At 72.9% G+C, this 25,065-nt stretch carries 25 protein-coding genes and 1 tRNA gene; 19 read left to right on the forward strand and 7 right to left on the reverse strand.

Going from position 1 to position 25,065, the window contains the following annotated elements; genetic code table 11:
- A partial coding sequence (locus DW297_RS13925; protein ID WP_136033404.1) for a phosphoenolpyruvate carboxylase occupies window positions 1–1,058 on the reverse strand: 1,058 nt, incomplete at its 3' end.
- Window positions 1,059–1,136: 78 nt separating this feature from the next.
- Between DW297_RS13925 and nhaA the strand changes: the two genes are divergently transcribed.
- The 4 genes from nhaA (at window position 1,137) to DW297_RS13945 (ending at window position 5,195) form a co-directional block, all read left to right on the forward strand.
- Window positions 1,137–2,342, forward strand: coding sequence for a Na+/H+ antiporter NhaA (nhaA, locus tag DW297_RS13930; RefSeq protein WP_136033406.1), 1,206 nt, complete (start codon window positions 1,137–1,139; stop codon window positions 2,340–2,342).
- The gene (locus DW297_RS13935; protein WP_136033408.1) at window positions 2,339–3,004 is read left to right on the forward strand and encodes a MazG family protein; all 666 of its coding nucleotides are present in this window, start codon (window positions 2,339–2,341) and stop codon (window positions 3,002–3,004) included. Before nhaA ends, DW297_RS13935 begins: the two co-directional genes overlap by 4 nt.
- 69 nt (window positions 3,005–3,073) lie before the next feature.
- Window positions 3,074–4,336: a histidine--tRNA ligase gene (gene hisS, locus DW297_RS13940; protein ID WP_240744635.1), complete on the forward strand. Its 1,263-nt coding sequence runs from the start codon at window positions 3,074–3,076 to the stop codon at window positions 4,334–4,336.
- Between the two features lie 55 nt (window positions 4,337–4,391).
- Window positions 4,392–5,195: an SGNH/GDSL hydrolase family protein gene (locus tag DW297_RS13945; protein ID WP_136033411.1), complete on the forward strand. Its 804-nt coding sequence runs from the start codon at window positions 4,392–4,394 to the stop codon at window positions 5,193–5,195.
- On the opposite strand, the gene DW297_RS13950 is transcribed toward DW297_RS13945, so the two are convergent.
- Window positions 5,167–5,703: a VOC family protein gene (locus DW297_RS13950; RefSeq protein WP_136033413.1), complete on the reverse strand. Its 537-nt coding sequence runs from the start codon at window positions 5,701–5,703 to the stop codon at window positions 5,167–5,169. The genes DW297_RS13945 and DW297_RS13950 overlap by 29 nt on opposite strands.
- 95 nt (window positions 5,704–5,798) lie before the next feature.
- On the opposite strand from DW297_RS13950, the gene DW297_RS13955 reads away from it, so the two are divergent.
- Window positions 5,799–6,578, forward strand: coding sequence for an AraC family transcriptional regulator (locus tag DW297_RS13955; protein WP_136033415.1), 780 nt, complete (start codon window positions 5,799–5,801; stop codon window positions 6,576–6,578).
- On the opposite strand, the gene DW297_RS13960 is transcribed toward DW297_RS13955, so the two are convergent.
- Complete coding sequence (locus DW297_RS13960) at window positions 6,554–7,810, reverse strand: APC family permease (RefSeq protein ID WP_136033417.1); 1,257 nt, start codon at window positions 7,808–7,810, stop codon at window positions 6,554–6,556. The genes DW297_RS13955 and DW297_RS13960 overlap by 25 nt on opposite strands.
- A 41-nt stretch (window positions 7,811–7,851) precedes the next feature.
- Window positions 7,852–8,322, reverse strand: coding sequence for a PaaI family thioesterase (locus DW297_RS13965; RefSeq protein ID WP_136033419.1), 471 nt, complete (start codon window positions 8,320–8,322; stop codon window positions 7,852–7,854).
- Between the two features lie 100 nt (window positions 8,323–8,422).
- Here DW297_RS13965 and DW297_RS13970 point away from each other — a divergent pair, with 100 nt between their 5' ends.
- The 11 genes from DW297_RS13970 (at window position 8,423) to DW297_RS14020 (ending at window position 19,420) form a co-directional block, all read left to right on the forward strand.
- Window positions 8,423–8,842, forward strand: a complete 420-nt coding sequence (locus DW297_RS13970; protein ID WP_136033422.1) for a GntR family transcriptional regulator — start codon at window positions 8,423–8,425, stop codon at window positions 8,840–8,842.
- Window positions 8,839–9,909, forward strand: coding sequence for a DUF1648 domain-containing protein (locus DW297_RS13975; protein ID WP_136033424.1), 1,071 nt, complete (start codon window positions 8,839–8,841; stop codon window positions 9,907–9,909). Before DW297_RS13970 ends, DW297_RS13975 begins: the two co-directional genes overlap by 4 nt.
- Window positions 9,906–10,898: a CPBP family intramembrane glutamic endopeptidase gene (locus tag DW297_RS13980; RefSeq protein ID WP_136033426.1), complete on the forward strand. Its 993-nt coding sequence runs from the start codon at window positions 9,906–9,908 to the stop codon at window positions 10,896–10,898. The genes DW297_RS13975 and DW297_RS13980 overlap by 4 nt, the downstream gene beginning before the upstream one ends.
- 4 nt (window positions 10,899–10,902) lie before the next feature.
- Window positions 10,903–11,562, forward strand: a complete 660-nt coding sequence (locus DW297_RS13985) for an O-methyltransferase (protein WP_136033428.1) — start codon at window positions 10,903–10,905, stop codon at window positions 11,560–11,562.
- Between the two features lie 126 nt (window positions 11,563–11,688).
- Entirely contained in the window at window positions 11,689–12,969 is a 1,281-nt protein-coding gene (gene eno / locus DW297_RS13990; protein WP_136033431.1) for a phosphopyruvate hydratase, read from the forward strand.
- Between the two features lie 75 nt (window positions 12,970–13,044).
- Complete coding sequence (locus DW297_RS13995; RefSeq protein ID WP_240744634.1) at window positions 13,045–13,611, forward strand: FtsB family cell division protein; 567 nt, start codon at window positions 13,045–13,047, stop codon at window positions 13,609–13,611.
- A gap of 47 nt (window positions 13,612–13,658) precedes the next feature.
- Window positions 13,659–14,198: a DUF501 domain-containing protein gene (locus tag DW297_RS14000; protein WP_136033433.1), complete on the forward strand. Its 540-nt coding sequence runs from the start codon at window positions 13,659–13,661 to the stop codon at window positions 14,196–14,198.
- On the forward strand, window positions 14,195–15,511 hold the full coding sequence (locus tag DW297_RS14005) for a S8 family serine peptidase (RefSeq protein WP_136033435.1): 1,317 nt from the start codon (window positions 14,195–14,197) through the stop codon (window positions 15,509–15,511). Before DW297_RS14000 ends, DW297_RS14005 begins: the two co-directional genes overlap by 4 nt.
- 25 nt (window positions 15,512–15,536) lie before the next feature.
- A complete protein-coding gene (locus DW297_RS14010) occupies window positions 15,537–17,036 on the forward strand; it encodes an NAD(P)/FAD-dependent oxidoreductase (RefSeq protein WP_136033437.1) in 1,500 nt (499 codons plus the stop codon).
- A 183-nt stretch (window positions 17,037–17,219) separates the two neighbouring features.
- The gene (locus tag DW297_RS14015; RefSeq protein WP_168442874.1) at window positions 17,220–18,302 is read left to right on the forward strand and encodes a hypothetical protein; all 1,083 of its coding nucleotides are present in this window, start codon (window positions 17,220–17,222) and stop codon (window positions 18,300–18,302) included.
- A gap of 224 nt (window positions 18,303–18,526) precedes the next feature.
- Window positions 18,527–19,420 (forward strand): cation-transporting ATPase, encoded by an 894-nt coding sequence (locus DW297_RS14020; protein ID WP_136033440.1) that lies wholly within the window; start codon window positions 18,527–18,529, stop codon window positions 19,418–19,420.
- A gap of 13 nt (window positions 19,421–19,433) precedes the next feature.
- On the opposite strand, the gene DW297_RS14025 is transcribed toward DW297_RS14020, so the two are convergent.
- Window positions 19,434–19,506: transfer RNA gene (locus DW297_RS14025), tRNA-Leu, on the reverse strand.
- Between the two features lie 102 nt (window positions 19,507–19,608).
- Between DW297_RS14025 and DW297_RS14030 the strand changes: the two genes are divergently transcribed.
- From DW297_RS14030 to DW297_RS14040, 3 genes are all read left to right on the forward strand, one after another.
- Window positions 19,609–20,856, forward strand: coding sequence for an alanine racemase (locus tag DW297_RS14030; protein ID WP_136033442.1), 1,248 nt, complete (start codon window positions 19,609–19,611; stop codon window positions 20,854–20,856).
- Complete coding sequence (locus DW297_RS14035; RefSeq protein ID WP_136033444.1) at window positions 20,853–22,166, forward strand: D-arabinono-1,4-lactone oxidase; 1,314 nt, start codon at window positions 20,853–20,855, stop codon at window positions 22,164–22,166. Before DW297_RS14030 ends, DW297_RS14035 begins: the two co-directional genes overlap by 4 nt.
- An 82-nt stretch (window positions 22,167–22,248) precedes the next feature.
- Window positions 22,249–22,815 (forward strand): LemA family protein, encoded by a 567-nt coding sequence (locus DW297_RS14040; RefSeq protein ID WP_136033446.1) that lies wholly within the window; start codon window positions 22,249–22,251, stop codon window positions 22,813–22,815.
- Window positions 22,816–22,824: 9 nt separating this feature from the next.
- On the opposite strand, the gene DW297_RS14045 is transcribed toward DW297_RS14040, so the two are convergent.
- Window positions 22,825–23,724, reverse strand: coding sequence for a hypothetical protein (locus DW297_RS14045; RefSeq protein ID WP_136033448.1), 900 nt, complete (start codon window positions 23,722–23,724; stop codon window positions 22,825–22,827).
- Window positions 23,721–24,980: a winged helix-turn-helix domain-containing protein gene (locus DW297_RS14050; protein WP_136033450.1), complete on the reverse strand. Its 1,260-nt coding sequence runs from the start codon at window positions 24,978–24,980 to the stop codon at window positions 23,721–23,723. Before DW297_RS14050 ends, DW297_RS14045 begins: the two co-directional genes overlap by 4 nt.
- Window positions 24,981–25,065: the final 85 nt, after the last annotated feature.

Raw genomic sequence — 25,065 nt, forward strand, 5'->3', positions numbered from 1 at the left:
GCGAGCTCGGCGGCGACCTCGGGCTCGGCGGCCGCGAAGGCCTCCCACAGCGCGACGACCTCCGCGCTCGGGGGCGTGTCGTCGGCCGAGAGCGTGAGCGTGCGGCCGATGCGGTCCAGCGCGCGCTCGAGTCCGCGCAGCACGTGGTCGGAGGCGATCTGCGAGGCCTCGCGCGTGACGGCCGCGGTGACGAACGGGTTCCCGTCGCGGTCGCCGCCCACCCACGAGCCGATGCGCACGAAGGAGGGCACCACGGGCGCGCTGGCTCCGGACTCCTCGCCGCGCAGTGCGTCGTCGATGCGGCGGTACACGTGCGGCACCGTCGTGAAGAGCGTCTCGTCGAACACGCCCATGACGGTGCGGACCTCGTCGGTCGGGGAGGGCTTCTGCGCGCGCAGCGGGGCGGTGCGCCACAGCGTGTCGATCTCCTCCAGCATGCGACGGCGGGCGCGGTGCTCCTCGGCGCCGCCCGCGCTCGCGGCGTCGTGCTGCGTGAGCAGTTCCGACAGCCGGCGGATGCTCGACGACACCGCACGGCGGCGGGCCTCGGTCGGGTGCGCCGTGAACACCGGGTGGAAGCGCAGACCGGCGAGACGGCGGCGCGCCTCGTCCTCGCCGACCTCGTCGCGCAGGCGCGCGTAGGCCGTGGCGACCGTGTCGCTCGCGTCCTCCCGCCCCGGCTGGCCGGCCCGCTCGCGCAGCACGCGCACGCGCTGGTGCTCCTCGGCGAGATTCACCAGGTGGAAATAGCAGGTGAACGCCCGCGCGACCTCGTCGGCGCGGGCGATCGTGAATGACTCGGCGATCGCCGCGGCCCGCTCGAACGCGTCGGAGGTCTCGTCCTCGTAGGCCTGGATGGTCGCGAGGCGCAGACGCTCGACGTCGTCGAACAGGTCGTCGCCGCCGGCCTCGCGGAGCACCTGGCCGAGCAGCTGGCCCAGCATCCGCACGTCGGAGCGCATGGCATCGGGAATGCCGCGACCGGCTTCGAAACGACCGATCACGCGGATGGCCTCGGTGGGCGTCGGCTCGGAGAAAGCGGGGGAATCGGGGGTCACCCTCCGAGAGTATCCCGGGGTGAGAACGCCTCCTGCACGCATGACGGCCGGAGGACACCGCCGCCTACGATGGAGACGATGCGCATCACAGCGAACCCCCTCCGCGGTCAGCAGTTCCCCGCCGTCCTCCTGCTCGTCGCGGCCGGACTGGGGCTCCTCCTCGCGAACCTGCCCACCCACGACGCGATCGCGGGGCTGCTGGACGCGCACCTCGCGGTGCCGGGCACGGCGCTCGACCTGTCGATCGCGCACTGGGTCTCGGACGGTCTGCTGGCGGTGTTCTTCCTGGTGGTCGCGATCGAGCTGCGCCACGAGCTGACCCACGGCGAGCTCGACTCCCCGCGCAAGGCCGTGCAGCCGGCGATCGCCGCGACCGGCGGGGTGCTGGTCCCCATCCTGGTGTACCTGCTGATCGCGGGCGGCCCGGAGACGGCGTCCGGCTGGCCGATCCCCACCGCGACCGACATCGCCTTCGCGCTCGGTGTGCTGGCGATGTTCGGCCGCGGCCTGCCGTCGCGCGTGCGGGTGTTCCTGCTGGCGCTCGCGATCCTCGACGACATCATCGGCATCGTGTTCATCGCGGTGCTGTTCGCGCACGACGTGCAGTGGCTGCTGTTCGTGCTGGCCCTGGTCGGTGTGGCCGTGTTCTGGGTGCTCAGCCGGCTCCTGCACGCGAAGGGGCATCCGCTGATCGCGGTCGCGATGACCGTGGTCGGTGTGGTGACGTGGGCGCTCGTGGCGTCGTCCGGCGTGCACGCCACGATCGCGGGGGTCATGCTGGGGCTGGTGATGGCGCCGGTGCCCGCCGGCCGTACGCGGCACGCGCTCGAGCCCACGGTCAACGGGGTGATCCTGCCGGTGTTCGCATTCGTCGCGGCGTTCGTGGTGATCCCCGCGGTGGCGCCGACGGAGCTGTCGCCCGCGTTCTGGGCCATCGTGGTGGCCCTCCCGGTCGGCAAGATCGTCGGCATCACGGTGTTCGGCTGGTTCGCGATGCGCATCCGCCCGCGGGGAGCCGATCCGGCGCTGCCCTTCGCCGACATCGTCGCGGCGGGAGCGCTCGGCGGCATCGGCTTCACGGTGTCGCTGCTGCTCGCGAACCTCGCGTTCGCCGCCGACGCGGGCCTGCGCGACCAGGCGATCCTCGGGGTGCTGGTCGGCTCGCTCCTGGCACTGCTGCTCTCGGCGGTGATCGTGTCGCTGCGGGCCCGCTGGTACCGTCGCCTCGCCGGTGCCTCCTCCGCAGAGCGGGGCGGGCCTGACCGAGGAGCGGAGGACGCATGAGCGGGTCTGCCGACGAGTCGCGGCCTGACGTGGATGCGCTGCGGGCCGCGGCCGACACCATGCGGGCCGTGCGCGAGCGCTGCGTGTGGTCGCAGCGCATCACCCACCGCGACCTGGTGCCGTACCTGATCGAGGAGTCGCACGAGGTGATCGACGCCGTGGAGTCCGGCACCCGCGACGATCTGCGTGAGGAGCTGGGCGACCTGCTGTGGCAGGTGCTGTTCCACGCCGCGATCGCCGCGCAGGACCCCGACGATCCGTTCGACATCGACGACGTGGCCGCCACGCTCACCGAGAAGATGGTGCGCCGTCATCCGCACGTGTTCGGCGACGAGGTCGCCACCACGCCGGAGGAGGTGCTGATCCACTGGAACGCGGCGAAGGCCGCGGAGAAGCGCACGCGGCGCAGCGTGCTCGACGGCGTGCCACGGGGGATGCCGGCGCTCGCCCTGGCGCAGAAGCTGGTCGGCCGGGCCGCGGGGGCCGGTGTCACGGTGCCGCAGAGCCCCGTCGCGGCCACTCCGGCGTCCGAGGCGGAGCTCGGCGACGCGCTCCTGGCGCTGGTCGCGACCGCGCGCGCCGAGGGGTGGGATGCCGAGCGGGCGCTGCGCGAGCGGCTGCGGCTGCTGGAGGACGAGGTGCGCGGGGCGGAGGCCGGCTGACCCGACGCGCGGGTGCCGCCGACGACCTGGGAAGATGGACGGGTGGCTACTGTGAACCCGCCGCGCGGCATGCGCGACTTCCTCCCCGCCGACAAGGCCCGCCGTGAGCGCGTGCTCTCCGTGATCCGCGAGCGCTACCGCGCGCACGGGTTCGACGAGATCGAGACGCCCGTGGTGGAGGAGTACGAGCGGCTGCACGCGGGCATCGGCGGCGACAACGAGAAGCTGTCGTTCGCGATCCTGCGCCGCGGTCTCGACGCCGACGCGATCCGCGCCGCGGCCGACGACCCCGCCGCGCTGTCCGACCTGGGGCTCCGCTACGACCTGACGGTGCCGCTGGCGCGCTTCTACGCCAGCAACCGCGGTCAGCTCCCCGGTGTGTTCCGCTCCGTGCAGATCGCGCCGGTGTGGCGGGCCGAGCGGCCGCAGAAGGGCCGCTACCGCCAGTTCGTGCAGTGCGACATCGACATCATCGGGGATGCGTCGGGGCGGGCCGAGGCCGAGCTGCTCGTCGCATCGCTCGACGCCGTCGACGCGCTGGGGCTCGAGGGTGCCACCGTGCGCATCAACGACCGCCGCCTGCTCGACTGGATGCTGGGCCACCTGGGCTTCACGACCGAGGAGCGCCCGCAGGTGCTGATCACGATCGACAAGCTCGACAAGATCGGGCCGGAGGGGGTCGCGGCCGAGCTGCGCGAGCGCGGGGTCACCGCGACCGCCGTCGCCGCGTTCGAGGAGTTCCTCCGCCGCCCGCAGACGCTGGAGTACCACCCGTACGGGGAGCGGCAGATCCGCAAGGCGCTGCCCGAGGGCGTCCCTGACGAGCTCATCGCGCACCTCACCGGCATCGGCGAGGCCGTGGCGGCCGCACGCCCCGTGGTCGCGGAGCACGTCGAGATCCCGCTCGTGTTCGACCCGTTCCTCGTGCGCGGCATGGGGTACTACACGGGCACGATCTTCGAGCTCGCGCACCCCTCCGTCGGGTACTCGCTCGGCGGCGGCGGGCGCTACGACGGCATGATCGGCCGGTTCCTGAAGCAGGACGTTCCCGCGGTGGGATTCTCGCTCGGGTTCGAGCGGCTGGTCGACCTGGTCTCCGCCGACCCCGACACCGAGGCGCAGGCGATCGTCCTGGTCCACGATGCCGACGTGCCGGTGGGCGAGCTGGTCGCCCGCAAGGCCGAGCTCGTGGCGAGGGGGGCGCGCGTGCGGCTCGAGCAGCGCACCAAGAACCTCAAGGCGCTGCTGGAGCGTGCGGCCGCCGACGGCTACACCCACTTCGCGAGCGTGCGGGCAGGCTCCGACGAGCTCGAGGTCAAGACGCTCGGCTGATCCGGGGCTCGGTGGTGTTCACCGGGCGTTCACGGCGGTCGACTCGAATCGGGTCGTGCGTCGCCTCCGTCCCGTGTTCGCCGCCGTGTCCGCCGTCGCCCTGCTGACCGCGGTGCTGCGCCTCGTGCTGGTCCGTCAGGCCGCGCTCGCGCGACGGCGCATCGGCAAGCCGCTCGGGGAGGTGTCGCTCGATGCCGACCGGCTCTGGCGGCCGGGGCTCGACGGCGCCCCGCTCGACCTGCTGCTGGTGGGAGACTCGCTCGCGGCGGGGCTGGGGGCGCAGCGCCCCAAGCAGACCCTGGGCGGACGACTCGCCAAGGCGCTCGCGCGTGGTCTGGGGCGTCCGGTGCGCCTGCGTACGGTGGCGAGGGTCGGCGCGGAGTCGCGCGACCTCGCGACGCAGCTGGACGCGTTGCCGCCCGGGTACCGTCCGCACGTCGCGGTGGTCGTGGTGGGCGGGAACGACGTGACGCATCGCCTGCCGGTCGCCGAGTCCGCGCGGCACCTGGAAGACGCGGTGCGGCGGCTGCGCGACCTCGGCGCCGGGGTCGTGGTGGGCACCTGCCCGGATCTGGGGGCGCTCCGCGCGGTGCCGCAGCCGCTGCGCCGCATCGCCTCGAGCCTGTCGCGTCGGCTCGCCGCCGTGCAGGCGGAGGCGGCCCGCCGCGCGGGGGCCGAGCCGGTCGATCTGCGCCGCGCCGTGGGGCCGCTGTTCTTCGACGAGCCGGAGGCGATGTTCAGCCTCGACCGGTTCCACCCGAGCCCGCTCGGCTACCGGCGCACCGCGGAGGCGCTGCTCCCCGCCGTGCAGCGGGCGACCGTCGTCGCGCTCAGCTCGCGTCGGCCTGCCCCGCGCTGAACGACGCCGCCCATTCGGCGACGCGGCGCGCGCTCTCCTCGTCCGAGAGGTCTTCGACCCTGGTCATGATCGACCATCGCACGCCGAACGGGTCGCGGATGCTGGCGAAGCGGTCGCCCGACACGAAGTGCATCGCGGGCTCGCGCACGGTGGCACCGGCGGCCACGGCGCGCTCGACCACGGCGTCGACGTCGGGCACGTAGAGGCCGAGGGAATAGCAGGCGTCGTCGCCGGCGGGCGGCGGCACGAGGTGGTAGTCGGGACTGGGCTCGCCCAGCTGCAGTCGACCGGTGCCGAAGTCGAGGTCGGCGTGGGCCACGACGTCGCCGAACTCGGTCACGTCGATCACGCGGGCTCCGAACACGTCGCGGTAGAACGCGAGCGCACCGGCGGCGTCGGGGATCGCGAGGAACGGGGTGAGCGAGGTCACGCCGTGCGGGCGGCCGTCGGTCGTGTGCGCACCGGTCACGCCGGTGACGGGCAGGTCTGCGGGTGTCTGATCGGTCATGTCGCCACGGTAGATCGTGCGGCGCGCCGGGCGCTTGAAGATGCGCGACACGGGCGCCACGGCGTCGCGTCGGCGGTGCCCCCTACGCTGAGCGCATGGTGAATCCGACCAGGGGTGTGCTGTATCCCGCGCGATTGCCGCAGTTCCACCGCCTGCCCGCTCCGCCCGAGGTCCGGCACCTCGTGGCGTGGTTCTGGATCCCGGAGTGGGACATCGAGCCCGGACGCTCCTCTCGGCAGGAGGTGGTGTCGTATCCGGCGCTCAACCTCGTGGTCGAGCCCGACGCCGTGACGCTGTCCGGCGCGACCACCCGCCTGTTACACCGCGACCTGAGCGGGCGCGGCTGGGCCGTGGGCGCCCTCCTGCGTCCGGCCGCGGTGCCCGCGCTCGAGCCCGATCCGGCAGCCCTCGTCGACACCGCCCGCGCGGTCGCGGCACCGGAGCTGCACGACGGGGTGTCGGCGGCGATGCGCGCGGGGGAGGGGCGCCGGGAGCGCGCGGTCGCGGCGTTCTCCCGCTGGCTCGTGGCGAACGCGCCGGCGGACGACGACGATGCCCGAGGTGCGAACGCCGTGTTCGACGCCCTGTTCGGCGACGGGGCGGCGCTGACCCCCGAGGAGGCCGCGACGCGCCTGGCGGTGTCGGTGCGCACCCTGCAGCGCCTCACCCGACGGCACGTGGGGCTGTCGCCCGCGGCCATGATCCGTCGCCGACGGTTGCAGGAGGCCGCGCAGCGCGTGCGCGATGAGCCCGCGGTCGACCTGGCGTCGCTCGCGGCCGAGCTCGGGTACGCCGACCACGCGCATCTGACCCGGGACTTCCGGGCCGTGCTGGGCATCGCTCCGCGGGGCTACCGTTCCGCGCTGCGGGAGTGATCGGCGCGCCGTTCGAGCCGCAGCCGCACGAGTCGATAGGCCACCCCGGCGACGACCACGGCCGTTCCGATGAGGGACGCCGCCACGGGCAGCGTGTTCACGAGCACCAGGCAGCCGAGCGCGCCGACCACCTGGAGCGCGCGCGGCGACCGTCGGGCGGCACCGCGCTGACGGAAGGCCGCGGCATTGGCGATCAGGTAGTAGAGCAGCACCCCGAACGAGGAGAAGCCGATCGCGGTGCGCAGGTCGGCCGTCAGCACCAGCGCGATCACGACCGCCGCGAGCACGAGTTCCGCGCGCTGGGGCACCTGATGCCGGGCGTCGATGCGGGACAGGAACCGCGGCAGGTCGCCCTCCCTGGCCATCGCGAGCACGGTGCGTCCGATGCCGGTGAGCAGCGCCAGGAGTGCCCCGAGGGACGCGGCCGCCGCGGCGATCCGCACCAGGGGCGTCGCCCACGACCAGCCGGCGGCGACGAGCACGTCTGCCAGCGGCGCGGTCGCGCCCTGCACCTCGGCGCCGAGCACCAGCACCACGGTGAGGCCGACCAGCGCATAGACGACCACGGCGCCGCCGAGGGCCAGGGCGATCGCGCGGGGGATCGTGCGCGCGGGGTCGGTGACCTCCTCGCCCATCGTCGCGATCCGGGCGTAGCCGGCGAATGCGAAGAACAGCAGCCCGGCTCCCTGGAGCACGCCGTACGCGGTCGCGTCGGGCAGCGGGGCGGGGGTCGAGGTGGGAGCGGCGCCGAGCCCGAGGATCACCACGACCGCGAGCCCGAGCAGGGAGCAGGCGACGAGGATCCGGGTCAGCAGCGCGGTGCGGGTGACGCCGAAGCAGTTGACGACCGCGAGCGCCGCGACGGCGAGCACCGCGACCGGCGTCTGCCAGGCGGGCGGGACGGCGTAGGCAGCGAACGTCATCGCCATGGCCGCGCAGCTCGCGATCTTGCCGATCACGAAGCTCCAGCCGGCGACGAAGCCCCACCACGGGCCGATCTCGGCGCGCGCGTAGGCGTACGTGCCGCCCGCGACCGGGTGGACGGCGGCGAGCTGTGCCGACGCGGTGGCGTTGCAGTAGGCCACGAGGGCGGCGATCGCGAGGGCGATCAGGATGCCGCTGCCCGCCACGCCGATGGCCGGGGCCCACACGGCGAACACGCCGGCGCCGATCATCGAGCCGAGGCCGATCGCGACGGCGTCGGCGAGGGTCAGGCGTCGGGCGAGGGGCACGCGGCCATCGTCCCACGTGCCGGTGAACGGCCGGTGTCGCGTCAGCGGCGGGCGGCGGTGACGCGCTTCTTCTCGCGGATGTACACCTGGCGCCGCACGCTCGCCACGGTGTCGCCGTCGCGGTCGGTGATCACGGTCTCGAACCACTCGAGCACCTTGCCGCCGCCGTGGGCGCGCTGCCGCAGCTCCTCCGCCTTCTCCCGCGGCACCGAGAACTCGGCCGTGAGCACGCCGCGTCCCGGCTTGAGGAACTCGATCTCGCCGCGGGTGTCCCACACCACGTAGTCGCGCCCGAGCTGGTGCATCACGAGCATGAAGAAGTACGGGTCTGTCATGGCCGACATGGAGCCGCCGAACGCCGTCTTGACGTAGTTGCGGGTGAAGACGTTGACGTGCAGCTCGACGGTCGCGTGGGTCCAGTCCTCGCTGAACCGGCGCACGCGGATGCCGCTGAACAGGTTCGGGATCCACAGGCTCATGCCGACCGCGAGGCGGCGGGGGGTGATGCGCATGAGGTCAGTGTGGAGGATGCGGCAGCGACCGGCGAAGACGTCTGGAGGGTTGGCACAGTTGTTCTAGTTGACATAGAATAAATAGCGATAGGAGGTCGCCATGCTGATCCGCGTCGACGTCGACAGTCCGCACGCGCTGTACGACCAGGTCGCCGCGTCCATCCGGGCCGACATCCTGGCGGGCGCGCTCACCCCGGGCGACCGGCTGCCCGCGGCGCGCGACGTCGCGAGCGCGCTCGACATCAACCAGCACACGGTGCTGCACGCCTACCAGCGGCTGCGCGACGAGGGTCTCGTCGACCTCCGGCGCGGCAGGGGCGCGGTGATCGCGGCCTCTGCGGCCCCGCTGGTCGAGCTCGCGCACGAGATCGACGGACTCGTCCGTCGTGCCGCCGCGGTGGGGGTCTCCGCCGAGACGCTCGCCGGCATCGTCCGCACCCACCGCGCTCCCGTCGACGACCGGAGCGCCCGCGCCGCACAGCGGACCACACCGCGCACCACAGAGGAGGATTCGCCATGACGACCCACGACCTCACCCGCACGCCGCCCGCGCTGCTGCGGCGGGCGCGCCTCCTCTTCGTCCTGGTCGCGGTCGCCGTGCCCGTGGTCATCACGGCCATCGCCGCCGCGGTGCTGCTGTCCTGGCTGCCCTCGCTCCCCGGCACCGTCGCGGTGCACTGGGGTCTCGACGGCGCCGACCGCTTCGGTGCCCCGATCGTCTACCTCTGGCTGCTCCTCGGCGTCGGGCTCGGCCTCCCGCTCCTGATGGCCGCGACCACGCTCGCCGCGGTGGCTGCGCACTGGGGCGGAGCCGCCCGGCTGATGGGTGCGCTCGCGGCCGGCATGTCCGGGTTCGCCGCGGTGCTGAGCCTCGGGTCGCTGTGGATCCAGCGCGACCTCGCGTCGACCGCCGAGGTCCCGGGCATCGGCGTCGTGACGGCGCTCGCGTTCGCCGCTCTCCTCGTCACCGGAGGTGTCGCCTGGCTCATTCAGCCCAGGGTGAGGCCCGAGCCCGGGCGCACGCTCGAGCCGCGGCACGTCGTGCGGGTGGCCGACGGGGAACGGGTGGTCTGGGTGGGCACCACGACCATGCCCCGCGGGGCCCTGGCCTTCCTTCTGGTCGTCCTCCTCGGGCTGATCGCGCTGGCGGTGTGGATGCTCGCGGGCGGCATCACCGGGGCGTGGATCGCGGTCCTGGTGACCGTGGTGGTGGCGTTCGCCGTGGCCGCGACGGCGTCGTTCCGGGTCCGTGTGACACCCGAGGGCCTCACGGCGCAGGCTCCGCTCGGCTGGCCGCGTCAGCGCATCCCGGTCGACCGCATCGTGTCCGCGCGAGCCGTGACCGTCTCGCCGTTCGGGGAGTTCGGCGGATGGGGGTGGCGCTTCTCGCCGGACGGCCGCAGCGGCATCGTGATGCGACAGGGCTCCGCGATCGAGGTGGCGCGCCGCGACCACGGACCGTTCATCGTGACGATCGACGGGGCCGAGGAGGCCGCGGCACTGCTGCAGGCCTACGTCGATCGGGCCGCCGGGCGGACGGACCACGGGGGAGGGCCCGACGGGGCGACCGAGAGGAGCGGACGATGACCGTCGACGACACGACACGCGACGCGGAGGGAGCCGTGACGCGCGTGCCGTGGGCCGCGGTGCTCGTGTTCATCGCGACAGCCTGCGGCCTCGCCTGGCTGGTCGCCCTGCCGCTCTGGCTGGGTGCGGGGCTCGCTGAGCCGATCTCGACGCTCCTGCTGCCGGCCATGATGCTGACGCCCGCCCTCGCGACGGTGCTCGTGGTGTTCGTGATGCGGGTGCCCAGGCCGGGTGCGCGCCTGCGCTTCCTGGGGCTCTGGCCGCTGCGCCCGGCGAAGCGCGTCGTGTGGCTCCTGGTCGCGGCGTGGCTGATCCCCCCGCTGCTGGTGGGGCTCGGCATCCTGGTCTCCGCCGCCCTCGGCTGGGTGCGGCTCGACCCGACGTCCGGGGCGTTCGCGGCCGAGCTGGCACGGGCGCTCCCCGCCGGCACGCCGATGCCGCCGGTCGAGGTCGTGGTGTTCGCGCAGCTCGCGATGATCCCGCTCGGCGCGCTGGTCAACGCGGGGTTCGCGTTCGGTGAGGAACTGGGGTGGCGCGGGTGGCTGCTGCCCGCCCTGCGTCCGCTGGGCACCTGGCCGGCGCTGCTGCTCAGCGGCGTCATCTGGGGTCTCTGGCACAGTCCGGTGATCCTGCTCGGCTACAACTTCGGTCGCACCGACGTCACCGGCGTGCTGTTCATGGTCGGCGGGTGCGTCGCGTGGGGTGTGCTGTTCGGCTGGCTGCGCCTGCGCTCCGGGTCGGTGTGGCCGGCGGTCGTCGCGCACGGTTCGCTGAACGCCGCAGCCGGGATGGTGGTGCTGTTCGCCGCGACACAGCCCGACCTCGCGCTGGCGGGACCGCTGGGTGTCGCGGCCTGGCTGGTCGCGGCGGTGGTGATCCTCGTGCTGCTGCTGACCGGGCAGTTCCGGGTGCAGCCGCCGCTCGCGCCGCGGCGAGCCGGAGCAGCGGCGGCGACGCTTGACGCGCCGCGTGCGCCGGGGGTTGGCTGAGCGCATGGACTCCACCCCCGCCGCCTGGGCCGACGCCGACACCTTCCTCGCCGAGCAGCTCCTGGAGCCCGATCCCGCGCTCGACGCGGCGCTCGCCGCCCAACGGGCCGCGGGGCTGCCCGAGATCGAGGTCGCGCCCCTGGCGGGCAAGCTGCTGAACCTGCTGGTGCGGTTGAGCGGGGCGCGGCGGGTGCTGGAGATCGGCACGCTCGGCGGCTACTCCACGATCTGGCTCGCACGCGCCGTGGGGGAGGAGGGACGGGTCGTGACGGTCGAGGCCGAGGCGGACAACGCCGCGGTGGCCAGGGCGAGCCTCGATGCGGCCGGTGTCGGCGAACGGGTGGACATCCGCATCGGCCGCGGCGCCGACGTGCTCCCGACGCTGGTGGGCGGGTTCGACCTGGTGTTCATCGACGCCGACAAGGAGTCCAACACCGTGTACCTGGACTGGGCCGCGCGGCTCGGGCATCCCGGCACCGTGGTCGTGCTCGACAACATCGGCCGTGACGGTGAGATCGTGCGCGACGACTCGACCGATCCGAAGGTCATCGGCACCAGGGAGGGCCTGCGGATGCTGGGGGAGGACCCGCGGTTCGATGCGACCGCGCTTCAGACCGTGGGGCTGAAGGGCTGGGACGGCGTCGCACTGGCCCTCGTGGTCTGACCCGGCCCGCGCGCGGCATCCACCCGGCGCCGCCTGTCACCCCGGCGCCGTCGGAGCCCGGGGCTAGACTGGGGCGCGGATCGACGACGCTCCACACAACCTTTTCCCTGAGCAAGGAGCACATCAGTGGCACTGATCGAGGCTGTAGGCGCACGCGAGATTCTCGACTCGCGCGGAAACCCGACCGTCGAGGTGGAGGTGCTCCTCGACGACGGCATCGTGCAGCGTGCGGCCGTGCCGTCCGGTGCGTCGACCGGCGCCTTCGAGGCGTACGAGCTGCGCGACGGCGACAAGAGCCGCTACGGGGGCAAGGGCGTGCGCAAGGCGGTCGAGGCCGTGATCGACGAGCTCGGCCCGGCGCTCGAGGGCGTGGAGGCGAGCGAGCAGCGCATCGTCGACGAGATCCTGATCGAGGTCGACGGCACCGAGAACAAGAAGCGCGTCGGCGCGAACGCCATCCTCGGCGTCAGCCTCGCGGTCGCGAAGGCCGCCGCCGACTCCGCAGACCTCCCGCTGTTCCGCTACCTGGGCGGCCCCAACGCGCACGTGCTGCCCGTGCCGCTGTTCAACGTGATCAACGGCGGCGAGCACGCCGACAACGGCATCGACATGCAGGAGTTCTTCCTCGCTCCGATCGGCGCCGAGACCTACTCCGAAGCGCTGCGCTGGGGCGTCGAGACCTACCACGTGCTGCGTGCCGAGCTGAAGGCCGCCGGCTACGCCACGGGCCTCGGCGACGAGGGCGGCTTCGCCCCCGACCTGCCCAGCAACCGCGAGGGCCTCGACTTCCTGGTCAAGGCCATCGAGAAGGCCGGGTTCACCCCGGGCACCGACATCGCGCTGGGCCTCGACGTCGCCGCCACCGAGTTCTTCAACGACGGCGTGTACCGCCTCGACAACAAGGACTGGGACGCCGCGGCGCTGACCGAGTACTACGTCGGCCTGGTGAACGACTTCCCGATCGTCACCATCGAAGACGCACTCGCCGAAGACGACTGGGACAACTGGAAGCACCTCACCGAAGCGCTCGGCTCGAAGGTGCAGCTGGTCGGCGACGACCTGTTCGTCACCAACCCGCAGCGTCTCGCCGACGGCATCGCCCGCGGCGTGGCCAACTCGCTGCTGGTGAAGGTCAACCAGATCGGCACGCTCACCGAGACGTTCGACGCGGTCAGCCTGGCGCAGCGCTCCGGCTACACGGCCATGCTGTCGCACCGCTCGGGCGAGACGGAGGACACCACGATCGCCGACCTCGTGGTCGCCACGAACGCGGGTCAGATCAAGGCGGGTGCCCCGGCGCGCAGCGAGCGCGTCGCGAAGTACAACCAGCTGCTGCGCATCGAGGAGGAGCTCGGCGACGCCGCGGTCTTCGCCGGCCGCTCCGCGTTCCCGCGCTACCGGGCCTGAGCGCACACACAGTGACAGAGCCGCGTGAGCCGCGGCAGGACGACGCCGCCGAGGCGGCATGACGGAGGAGGAGCCGTGGCACGACGACCGGCTCCTCCTTCGTCGTCGTCGAACGCGTCTGCGCGCCCCGCGACGGCCAAGACCGCATGGCCGGCACCGTCCGCGAAGCCGGGGCGTCGAGCGCCACGGAGCGCGGAGGGCGCCGCGCCGCCGGTGGACGTGCGGGAGTGGGCGTCGGGGATCCGACTGTCCGCGTTCTCTGCGATCATGCTGTCGCTCGTGGTGCTCGGCGCCTGGGTGCTGGTCCCCACGCTCGGGACGTTCATCGACCAGCGGCAGAAGATCGCGGCGCTGGAGGCCTCGGTGCAGGTCAGCGAGGCCGAGATCGCCGCGCTCTCCGCCGAGCGCGATCGGTGGGACGATCCCGCCTACATCACGACTCAGGCGCGCGAGCGCCTGTATTACGTCAAGCCCGGCGAGGTCGTGTACCTGATCGACAACGACCTCGATCCGTCGGCGCTGCCGCGGGAGCAGGAACCGGTGAGCGACACCCTGGAGGAGCGCCCCGCGGACTGGATGCCGCAGCTGCTGCGCACGCTCGTGTCCGCCGGCCTCAGCGACACCGTGGCCGTCACCCGCTGAGCTTCCGCTCCGAGCATCCTCCCTGGAGCCTCCCCTACGCTGGTGTGGTGACGACGCCCCCGTTCCCCGCCCCCACGCCCGCCGAACTCGCCGTCGTGTCCGCGCAGCTCGGCCGCCCCGCGCGGGGAGTGGTCGGGATCGCGGCGCGGTGCCGCTGCGGCAACCCGACGGTGGTCGCCACCACGCCGCGGCTTCCGGACGGGACGCCGTTCCCCACGTTCTACTACCTGACCCATCCCGCGGCGACCGCGGCCATGTCGACGCTCGAGGCCACGCATGTGATGCCGGAGCTCGCCGCTCTGCTGGACGACGATGCGGAGGTCGCCGAGGCGTATCGCGCGGCGCACGACGCGTACCTGGCCGATCGCGCGCAGTTCGGTGAGGTTCCGGAGATCGACGGCATCTCGGCGGGCGGCATGCCCACCCGCGTCAAGTGCCTGCACGCTCTCGCCGGGCACGCCCTCGCGGCCGGCCCCGGTGTGAACCCGATCGGCGACGCGGCGCTCGAGCGCTCGTCCTGGTCGCCCGAGGTCTGCCGCTGCGAGGACCCCGGTGCGGCTGTGCGCGAGGCGGCGCGCTCGGCATGACCGGACGGCGGATGCTGCGCAGCGTGGTCGCCGCCGCCGCGGTGGCGACGACGGTGCTGCTGCTGGGGTCGAGCGCGACGGCGGCGACGCCGCCGCCGATCCCGGACGACCCCGCCGACCCGGTGCGCGCGGCGGAGTACTGGCTCGACGGCGCGCGGATCCGCGAGGCGTGGCAGACGACGCGCGGCGAGGGGACGACCATCGCGGTGATCGACACGGGCATCGGCAAGGTCCCGCAGACCTTCGGCGACGCGGTGGTCGGCGGCACGGACGTCTCCGGCACGGGGACGCCGGATGGACGGACGCCGCTGGGCGCGATCGACGGCAACCACGGGTCCTGGGTGGCGTCGCTCGCCGCCGGTCGCGGCGCCCCCGACGGCACCGGCATGATCGGCGTCGCCCCGGAAGCCAAGCTGCTGTCGGTGTCCGTGGGCTTCGGCGCGGCGGCCGCCGTGCCCTTCACGGAACAGGTGGCGAAAGCGATGCGGTGGGCGGTGGACAACGGGGCCGACATCATCAATCTCTCCTTCACCACCAACACCCTGGACTGGGACGAGAGCTGGGACGACGCGTTCCTCTACGCGTTCGAGCACGACGTGGTCGTGGTGGTCGCGGCGGGCAACCGGGGGAGCGGCACGAACATCATCGGCGCTCCCGCCACGATCCCCGGTGTGCTCACGGTGGGCGGTGTCGATCAGACGGGCACCGCGAGCATCGAGGCGTCGACGCAGGGCATCACGATCGGGATCTCGGCGCCCAGTGAGGGCCTGCTCGGTGTCTCGGCCGACGGGGAAGTCGTCAAGTGGAACGGCACGAGCGGTGCGGCACCGATCGTGGCGGGGATCGCCGCGCTCATCCGGTCGGCACATCCCGACATCTCCGCGAACGACGTGATCAACCGCATCATCAAGACGGCGATACCCGTACCCGATGCGCAGAAGCCCCGCGATCCGCTCTACGGCTACGGGCTGGTCGATGCTGCCGCGGCGATCTCGGCCACCCTTCCCTCGGTCGACACGAACCCGATGGGCGACCTGGCGGAGTGGATCCGGCTGTTCCGCCGAGCCGAGAGCGAACCGGCGCCGCAGCCCGAGCTGACCCCGGTCGCCGTGCCTCCGCTTCCCGATGCGGATCAACCGAGCGAGGCCGGCTCACCGCTGCTTCCCAGCGCCGAATCACTGCGCTACGGTACCCTGCCGCTCGTCGCACTCACGGTGCCTGGTATCCTGATAGCGCTTGGCGTCACCGCAGCTGCCCGGCGCATCCGATCGGCGCGCGTTCCCGTACGCCACAATCCCGACTCCGAGGAGTAGTTCTTCTGTGCCTCAGAACAGCACTGTGCCCAAGATCCTGATCGTCGGCGGGGGCTACGCAGGTTTCTACACCGCGTGGAAGCTCGAGAAGCACCTGCGCAAGGGTGAGGCCGACGTGACCATGGTGGACCCGCTGCCGTACATGACGTACCAGCCGTTCCTTCCCGAGGTCGCCGCCGGTTCGATCGAGGCACGTCACTCGGTGGTCGCGCACCGCCGCCACCTCAAGCGCACGCACGTGCTCACCGCCAAGGTGACCAACATCAACCACGCGCAGAAGACCGCGACGATCACGCCGCCCGTCGGCGAGCCGTACGAGTTCGCGTACGACCAGATCGTGGTCACCGCGGGTGCCGTCTCGCGCACGTTCCCGATCCCGGGCATCGCCGACAACGCGATCGGTCTCAAGACCATCGAAGAGGCCGTGGCGATCCGCGACAAGGTCATGTCGAACTTCGACAAGGCCGCCTCGCTTCCCGCCGGTCCCGAGCGCGACCGTCTGCTGACCGTGGTCGTCGTGGGTGGTGGCTTCGCCGGCATCGAGGTGTTCGCCGAGCTGCGCTCGCTGGCCTCGTCGCTCGTGAGCAAGTACCCGCAGATCCACTTCGAGGACACGCACTTCCACCTGATCGAGGCGATGGGGCGGATCATGCCCGAGGTGTCGCTCAAGACCAGCGAGTGGGTGCTCAAGGACCTCGCGAAGCGCGGCGCCAACGTGCACCTCGACACGCAGGTCACTGGTGCGATCGACGGCAACGTCGAGCTCTCGACGGGCGAGGTCATCCCGACCGACGTGATCGTCTGGACCGCGGGCGTCATGGCCAACCCGACCGTCGTGCGCGGCGGAGACCTGCCGATCGAGGAGCGTGGTCGCATCCAGACCCGCGCCGACCTGCGCGTTGGCACCCCGGAGGCCTTCGTCGAGGGCGCCTGGGCTGCCGGTGACGTCTCGGCCGTGCCCGACCTGTCGGGTGGTGGCGTCGGCGGATTCTGCGTGCCGAACGCGCAGCACGCGGTGCGTCAGGCCAAGCTCCTCGCGAAGAACCTGGTGGCGGTGCTCCGTGGCGAGGCGCCCAAGGAGTACTTCCACAAGAACCTCGGGGCCGTGGCCGGTCTCGGCCTGTACAACGGTGTCTTCCAGTCCGGCAAGATCGCCCTCAAGGGCTTCATCGCCTGGGTCGCGCACCGCGGGTACCACGGGCTTGCGATGCCGACGTGGGAGCGCAAGTGGCGCGTGCTGTGGGGCTGGTGGAACAACCTGTGGCTCGGCCGCGACCTGGTCAACCTCGAGACCGTGCAGAACCCGCGCTACGTGTTCGAGGAGTTCGCGGCGCGTCCGCGTCCGGCGGCACCGGCCGACGCGGCCCCGGCGGCTGCTCCGGCGAAGTCGGCTCCGGCCGCGAAGGCGGCTCCCGCCGCGGAGACCTCGGCCGATGTGAAGCCCGCTCCGAAGAAGGCGGCGGCGCCGGCGAAGAAGCCCGCCGCGAAGGCTTCGGCGACAGCGGAGACCGCGCCCGTCAAGTGACGACGACACCGAACGGCCCCGTACGCGAATGCGTGCGGGGCCGTTCTCGTTCCGGGCCGGACGTATGAGGGTGGAGACGCCGCAAGAGTTGGCCACGTAACATGTCAGATTGTACGCTTTTCGGGAGCGTGGACAAGGCCGTGTGGGCGGCCGTGTGGATCGTGCGCGATGCGAGGAGACCAGGTGGCGACGCGGAGTGGGGGTTCGATGCCGACGCTCAGCGTCTCGATCCGCGCCCTGCCGGGGCTCGAGAACCGGGCGGTCGCCCTGGCGCACGAGCTCCGCAGCGCTCCCGTCCAGATCGTCTCCGACGGGATCGAACCGTCGGCGCGTCGCGGTTCCCCGCGTCCCGTCTGGCAGCCGTGGAGCCGCCGGGCGACTCATCATCTCGTGCTCTCGGGTGACGTGGACGCGCATCCGGCGCTTCTCGCTCAGGTCCGCGACGCGGTGAGGCGTCAGCCCGCCGCGGTGCTGAGCTTCTTCTCGGGGTGGGACACCTACGCGTCGCACGCGGTGCGGATCGCTGCCTTCGCCGGGCGGCCGTGGGTCGCCCCGCCGGGGAAGACGGTGTCCGTCGTCGCCACCGTTTTGCCGGTCGCGGTCGCCGCCGAGCTCGCCGCCGCCGACGACAGCGCTCCCGTCGACGATGGGGAAGCGCTGTTCCGAGTCATCCGATCCCGCGGCCTGTCCCACTTCGCCAGCAACCCCAGCCTCGTGCAGGTCGCCGACCTCCGCCCGGATGGCGCGGGGGCGGCGCGAGGAGAGCGCGCGACAGCGTTCCTTCCGACGGCGGAGGCACCGGCGGCGTGGTGGGCAGGGGATCCGCTTCCCACACCGATGCAGATCCCGGCGATCCATGTGAGCGACGGCGAGCCGGTGTCATACGAGGCGCCCCTGGACGGAGATGATCGCTGGCGCATCCGGTCGAGGCGGGCGATCCCCGCTCCGCATTCGCGGCGGCTCACCCGCATCATCCGCGACCGCCTGCTGTGCACCGAGGTCGCCCGCAGCGATCTGCGTGCCGCGGCGTCGCTCCTGGGCGCGGCCTCGGTGCTGTGCGATCAGCTCCTGCTCGCGGCGCGCGCGGGGTCGCCTCCGGAGGGCTTCGGGGAGCTGAGCGCTCGGGAGTCCGCCGGGACGCTCCCCCTCGGGGCGCTGGGACGCACGGTCGCGGCGCTCTCGGAGGACGGCGGGCGCACCGAGGTGCATGCGGCGTTCCTCGCCATCCGCGACGACGTGCTCGAGGTGCTCGACGATCTCGGCTGAGCGGGCAGTGGAGAGGATCCATAGCCCTGCCCGCTAGGGTTTCGAAGTGCAAGGGGAGTACTCCCGTCTGCAGCGTCGTCGTCACTACGGACATGACATCGTGTCCCGGCCCGCTGGCCCTTCCGGGCGGAGGAGACCTTGGCGCCCGTTCGCGGGCTGCCTGGAGACCCCTGCCGATGCTGGACGTCGACCCTCCCGGTGGCCCGCCCCACGAAGGGATCACCATGGGAAAGCTCTCCCGACTCATCCGCCTCGCCTCCGACGCGCTCGACACGGGCGGCGCGACATCCTCGCGGCGGCCCGGGGACACGGGGCGGGAGTCCACCGATTGGGGCGGAATGATCCGCGGTGCGGTCGACCAGGTGCGCGGCACCCGCGACGCCTCGCCGTCCGCTGCACGACCGGGCGACCCGTACGCGCCGCCGCCCGCGCACGACGCGACCGCCCGTCGCGTCCAGGACCGGACACGACCCGCGGGGGCCTTCGCGTCGCCGCCCGCACCGCACCACGGCGGATCCGCGCTCTCCCCGCAGGATCGTGCCGCGATCGCCCGGTACGACTACCTGATGCAGACGGCCGATCCTCAGCGCATCGAGCAGCTCCACCGCGAGGCGTTCGCGCGGCTCACCCCGCAGCAGCGCGAGGTCGTGGCGGCGCGCATGCAGCAGGAGCTCCCCGCGGGTGATCGGCCGCGGTCGTCCGCTCCCGACGATCTGGCCAGGGCGGCCGGGCGGGCGGAGGCGATGCGACCGGGACGGATGCGCGGTCTGCTGTCCCGCGCGCGCGGCGTCGGGGCCGGCGGGGCTGCCGTCGCGGCGGGTGGTGCCGCCGTCGGTCTGCTCGGCGTCGTGGCCGGCGGTGCGGTGGTCAGCGCGGTCGCCGCGCCGCTGCTCGACCAGGCCGCATCGCTCGGCGTGGACTTCGGCGCCCTCGCAGAGGGCCTGGACGTCGAGGCGCTGGTATCCGGCGTCGATGTCGAGGCGCTGACGGGCGGCGCCGGAGATCTCCTGGGATCGGCGGGGGACGCGGTGTCCGGCCTCGGAGAGACCGCGACGGGCTGGGGCGACCGCCTGGGCGACCTGGGCGTCCCCGGGATCGGTGACCTGTTCGGGCGCTGACCCTCGGGTCCGGTGCCCCCGCTGGGACTCGAACCCAGACTGAGGCGATTTTAAGTCGCCTGCCTCTGCCATTGGGCTACGGGGGCCGCGTCGCCAGCCTAGCGCCGGCGAACGGCGGCCCCCGCACCCTCTGCGACGCGGTGTCAGGAGGGGTGAACCCGAGTGCGCTCAGGCCGTAGGGTGGGGGAGTGCTCGACCTCACCGATGAACTGAGCCCCGTCCAGGGCACCGCCGCGGTCGCCCCCGAGTGGGAGGATCCCGGCCGATACTGGCCCCGACTCTCGGCCGCCACGGGCCATCTGCCCGCCCCGGTCGCGGTGATCGACCGGGAGGCCCTCCGCTACAACGCGATGGATCTCCTCGTGCGGTCGGGCGGTCTGCCCATCCGCGTCGCCTCCAAGTCGGTGCGGGTGCGGGAGGTGCTGGATGCCGTACTGCGGCTGCCGGGCTTCCGGGGCATCCTCGCGTTCACGCTGGAGGAGGCGCTGTGGCTCGCCGAGACGCACGACGACATCGTCCTCGGCTACCCGACGGTCGACCGCGCCGCCCTGGAGCGGCTCGTCGCCGATGAGGCCGCGGCCCGACGGATCACCCTCATGGTGGACGATCTGGTGCACCTCGACCTCATCGACAGTGTCGCCGGACCGGGCTCTCGTCCCGAGCTGCGTGTCGCGATCGACGTCGATGCCTCGTGGCGCTCGCCGCTGCTGGGGCACATCGGCGTGCGGCGTTCGGCCCTGTTCTCCGCGGGTGAGGTGGCCGCGTTCGCGAGGAAGGTCGCGGCCCGTCCCGGGTTCCGGCTCGTCGGCCTGCAGATGTACGACGCGCAGATCGCCGGTCAGGGGGACGACGCGGGTCCGGACGCCCCGCTCATCCGTCTCGTGCAGTCGCGCTCGCGGGAGGAGCTGCGCGAGCGCCGGGCGGCGATCGCCGCGGCGGTCAGCGCCGTCGCACCCCTGGAATTCCTCAACGGGGGCGGCACCGGGTCGCTCGAGTTCACGGGCAGCGACGAGTCGCTGACCGAGGCGAGCGCGGGAAGCGGGCTGCTCGGCGGGCATCTGTTCGACGGCTACCGCTCGTTCCGGCCCGCGCCGGCCGCCGCGTTCGCGTTCGACGTCGTGCGGCGCCCGGCGGCCGACATCGCGACCGTGCTCGGCGGTGGATGGATCGCCTCGGGGCCCGCGGTGGCCTCGCGGCAGCCGCTCCCGGTGTGGCCGGCGGATCTCCGCACGCTGCCTCGGGAGGCCGCGGGCGAGGTGCAGACCCCCCTCCGCGGCCCGAACGCCGCGACCCTCGGCGTGGGCGATCGGGTGTGGTTCCGCCACGCGAAGAGCGGCGAGCCGGCCGAGCGGATCGATCGCTATCACCTGGTGTCGGGCGACGAGGTCATCGACGAGCTGCCGACGTACCGCGGCGAGGGGAGGGCGTTCCTGTGACGCGCATCGGCGGCACCTGGCAGAACTGGGGCCGCTCGGCGTCGGTGCGCCCCGTCCGCGTCGAGCGCCCGCGCAGCCCCGAGGGCGTGCAGCGCGCCGTGCGGGCCGCCGCGAAGCAGGGCCTGACGATCAAGGCGGTCGGCGCCGGCCACAGCTTCACCGGGATCGCCGTCGCCCCCGGCGTGCTGCTCGAACTGGACGACCTGCAGGGGCTCGTGTCCGCAGATGCCGCCTCCGGACGTGTGAGCCTCCTCGCCGGTACCCGCCTGCACCGGATCCCCGGGCTGCTCGCGCCGTACGGCCTGGCGATGCAGAACCTCGGCGACATCGACCGGCAGTCGATCTCCGGGGCCATCTCGACCGGCACGCACGGAACCGGTGCGACGTTCGGCGGGCTCGCGACCCAGGTCGTCGGCGTCACGCTGATCACGGCCGCGGGCGAGTTCCTCCGGATCGACGAGCAGCACCAGCCCGAACTTCTGCCCGCGGTGGCCGTGGGTCTCGGGGCCCTGGGCATCATCGTCGAGGTGACGCTGCAGTGCGTCCCGTCGTTCGTCCTGCACGCGGTCGACGAGCCCGTGCCGCTCGACGACGTGCTGTCGTCCGTGCACGAGCGTGTCGCCGCGTCCGACCACTTCGAGTTCTACTGGTTCCCGCACACCGACGTCGCCCTCACCAAGCGGCAGACGCGGCTTCCGGAGTCGACGGTCCGCAAGCCGCTGCCCGTCGTGGGCCGGTGGGTGGACGAGAGTCTGCTCTCCAACGGGGTGTACCGCGTGGTGTGTGCGGCCGGTCAGCTGGTGCCGGCGGTCACGCCGCCGTTCAGCCGCCTGGCCGTCCGGCTCACGGGCGACCGCGAGTACACCGATCTGTCGCACCGGGTGCTCACCCAGAGCCGCACGGTGCGGTTCCGCGAGATGGAGTACGCGATCCCCGCGGACGCGGTCGTCCCCGCCTTCCGCGCGGTGCAGCAGCTGATCGCGGACCGCGGCTGGCGGATCGAGTTCCCGATCGAGGTGCGTTTCGCCGCCGCGGACGACCGCTGGCTCTCCACGGCACACGGGCGCGCCAGCGCGTACATCGCCGTGCATCGCTATTGGCGTGCCGATCCCACGGCGTACTTCGAGGCCGTGGAGCGGATCATGAGGGAGCACGGCGGCCGGCCGCACTGGGGGAAGCTGCACACGCAGGACGCGGAGTCGCTGCGCGCGGTGTACCCGCGGTTCGACGACTTCGTGGGGCTACGGGACCGGCTCGACCCCGAACGGCGCTTCACCAACCGCTACCTGGACCGGGTGCTCGGCGCGTGATGCGGCCGGCGGCTGACGCGCCCAGTCCACGCGCAGCCTGCGCGTCTAGGATGAGAGAAACACGAGGAAGGGTGGGGCTCTGATGGAATGGCTCGTGCCGGTACTGATCGTCGTCGGGGTGATCCTGCTCGTCGGCATCTATCTCTGGGCCACATACAACTCGCTGGTGCAGCTCAACGTGCGCGTGGACGAGGCGTGGAGCGGCATCACGGTTCAGCTCAAGCGCCGAGCGGACCTCATCCCCAACCTGATCGAGACCGTCAAGGGCTACGCCTCGCACGAGAAGGCCGTGTTCGAGAACGTCACGCGGGCGCGTGCCGAGACCCTCACCGCGAGCGGCCCCGGTGAGGCCGGCATCGCCGAGGGACACCTCCAGCAGGCGCTGCGCAGCCTGTTCGCCGTGGCGGAGGCCTATCCGCAGTTGCAGGCGAGCCAGAACTACCTCCAGTTGCAGCAGTCGCTGGTCGACACGGAAGACAAGATCCAGGCGGCTCGACGCTTCTACAACGGCGGCGTGCGCGAGCTGAACACCAAGATCAAGGTCTTCCCCAACAATCTCTTCGCGAAGGGCCTGGGTTTCACCGAGCGCGAGTTCTTCGAGGTCGCCGACAGCGGCGCGATCTCCGAGCCCCCGCGCGTGCAGTTCTGACGCACGCCCTCACCACACCGTCAGCCGCAGCCCCTCCGCGGTGAACTCGACGTCGCCCCGCAGACTCCAGTCGCCGGTGCGGTAGGTGGTGGTGCGGGGCGCTCCGTCCTGTCCCGTCCCGGTCACGGTGGCGACGAGCACGCCGCCCGCCGCGGTGAAGCCGTCCGTCGTGAGCGTGACGGTGGGCTGCTGCTCGATCCGATACCGGACCTCGCTCACGTCGCGGAACTCGAGCCCCCACGGGAGCCGGATGCCGCAGCCCGGGGGCGGAGAGGGCGCCGGAGTCGTGCACGCCGTCAGGTGGTCGTCGAGGTGCTGTTGCGCGGCCTCCGTGGCCTCGGGCCGAAGGGAGGCGTCCACCTCGACCGCGGTCGTCTCGCCGGGAAGCACCGTGACCTCGCTGGTCCCGTCGAGCAGAGCGGCCGGGGCCGCCGCGACCGCGTAGGTGCCCGGCAGCAGGACGGTGTCGTCGCCGGCGGGGAGCGTCGCTGCGCCGATCGCGACCGCGGTGCCGGCCGTCGTGCTCGGCGTGACCGCACCGAGCCACGAGCCGTCCACGACCCAGCGACCGTTCACCGCGCTCATCGACAGGGTCGCGTCGTGCTCCTCACCGCCGAGTCGGAAGGACACCTCGACGCGCCGGTTCTCGCCGGTCCCGTGGGTCCCGGTCACGGCGGGCCGGGCGATGCGTCCGGTCGCCCCATCGAGCGCCGCGAGCGCCGTCGCGCTGACCTCCGCGCCCGTCGCCTCGACCGCCTTCGGGTCGCCCGACTCCACCGCGTGCAGGTAGGCGAGTGCCGCCTCCTCCGGTGACGGCGACCGCAGCGACGCGAACACGATCCAGCCTCCGACGGCGGCCACCACGACCGCCGCGGCGATCGCCGCCGCCCACCGGAGGCGCCTGCTCACGCCGCGCCCTCCCGCTCGTGCACGTGCCGCCGCACCGGTGCCCCGTCGCCCGTCGCCAGGGCGTCGTGCAGCGCGGAGGTGGCATCTCCCCAGCCCGACACCGACACGTGCTCGAGCCCCTGCCACGCGGCGGCGAGCCGCAGTTCCCGCGCGATCGCCTCCGCGTCGTCGGGCCGTGCCTGCGGCTCCCACCACGCCGACTGCACCTGCAGCGTGGAGCCGGCGCGCTCGGCCTTGAGGTCGACCCGCGCCACGATGCGGTCGCCCACCAGGACCGGGAGGGAGTAGTAGCCGTAACGGCGCTTGGCCGCCGGCACGTAGATCTCGATGCGGTAGTCGAGCTCGAAGGCGCGGAGCGCGCGCTCGCGGAACCACACCACGGGGTCGAACGGCGTGAGGATCGCGGCCGCCTCGACGCGGCGGGGGAGAACGGCGTCGCGGTGGCGCCACGCGGGGAGCGGGCGACCGGCGCGTTCCCATCCCCGCACGCGCACCGGCAGCAGCTCGCCCGTGTCCTCCAGCTCGGCGATCGCCCTGCCGATGGTGGCGCGGTCTCGGATGCGGTAGTAGTCCGCGAGGTCGGATGTGGTCGCCACGCCGCTCGAGCGGGCCGCGCGGCGGATGAGCTCGCGGATCGCGTCGTCGCGGGAGACGTCGCGCGCGCGGATGTGCTCCGGGATGACGTGCTCCGCCAGGGCGTACGTGCGCTCGAAGCCGCGCCGCCCGCTGACGGCCACGTCTCCCGTGCGCCACAGGTGCTCGAGGGCGAGCTTGACCTCGTCCCAGTCCCACCATGTGCCGCGCTCGCGGGGAGCGTCGGCGCGCAGGTCGGCGGGGCGGAGCGGGCCGCGGTCGCGCAGTTCCGCCTGCACCCACGCGACCGTGCGGGCGTTGGTGCTGAGCCACGAGTCCTCGCCGGCCCAGCGACGACGGAACGCGTCCATGCGGAACCGCCAGAGCGGCCAGTCCTCGACCGGGATGAACGTGGCCTCGTGAGCGAGGTACTCGACGTAGTGCGTGGTGCGCGACAGGAAGAGCCGGTCGAGCAGGGCCGGATCGTACGCGCCGAGCCGGGAGAACAGCGGCAGGTAGTGCGACCGGGCGAACACGTTGACCGAGTCGATCTGCAGCACTCCGAGCCGCTCCATCACGCGGTGCAGGTGGCGGTTGGAGACGGCAGCGGGTCGCGCGCGTGTGAACCCCTGCGCGGCGAGTGCCATGCGGCGTGCCTGCGCGGAGCTGAGGGAGTCGGTCACGCGGCCAGCGTAACGCCGGCGTCGGACATCTCTCTCGCGGGGTAGATGCGCCGAGCGGCATACCGCATGACCGTAGACTGAGGCG

The sequence above is a fragment of the Microbacterium sp. PF5 genome (assembly GCF_004794315.1).
Classification (GTDB): Bacteria; Actinomycetota; Actinomycetes; order Actinomycetales; family Microbacteriaceae; genus Microbacterium; species Microbacterium sufflavum.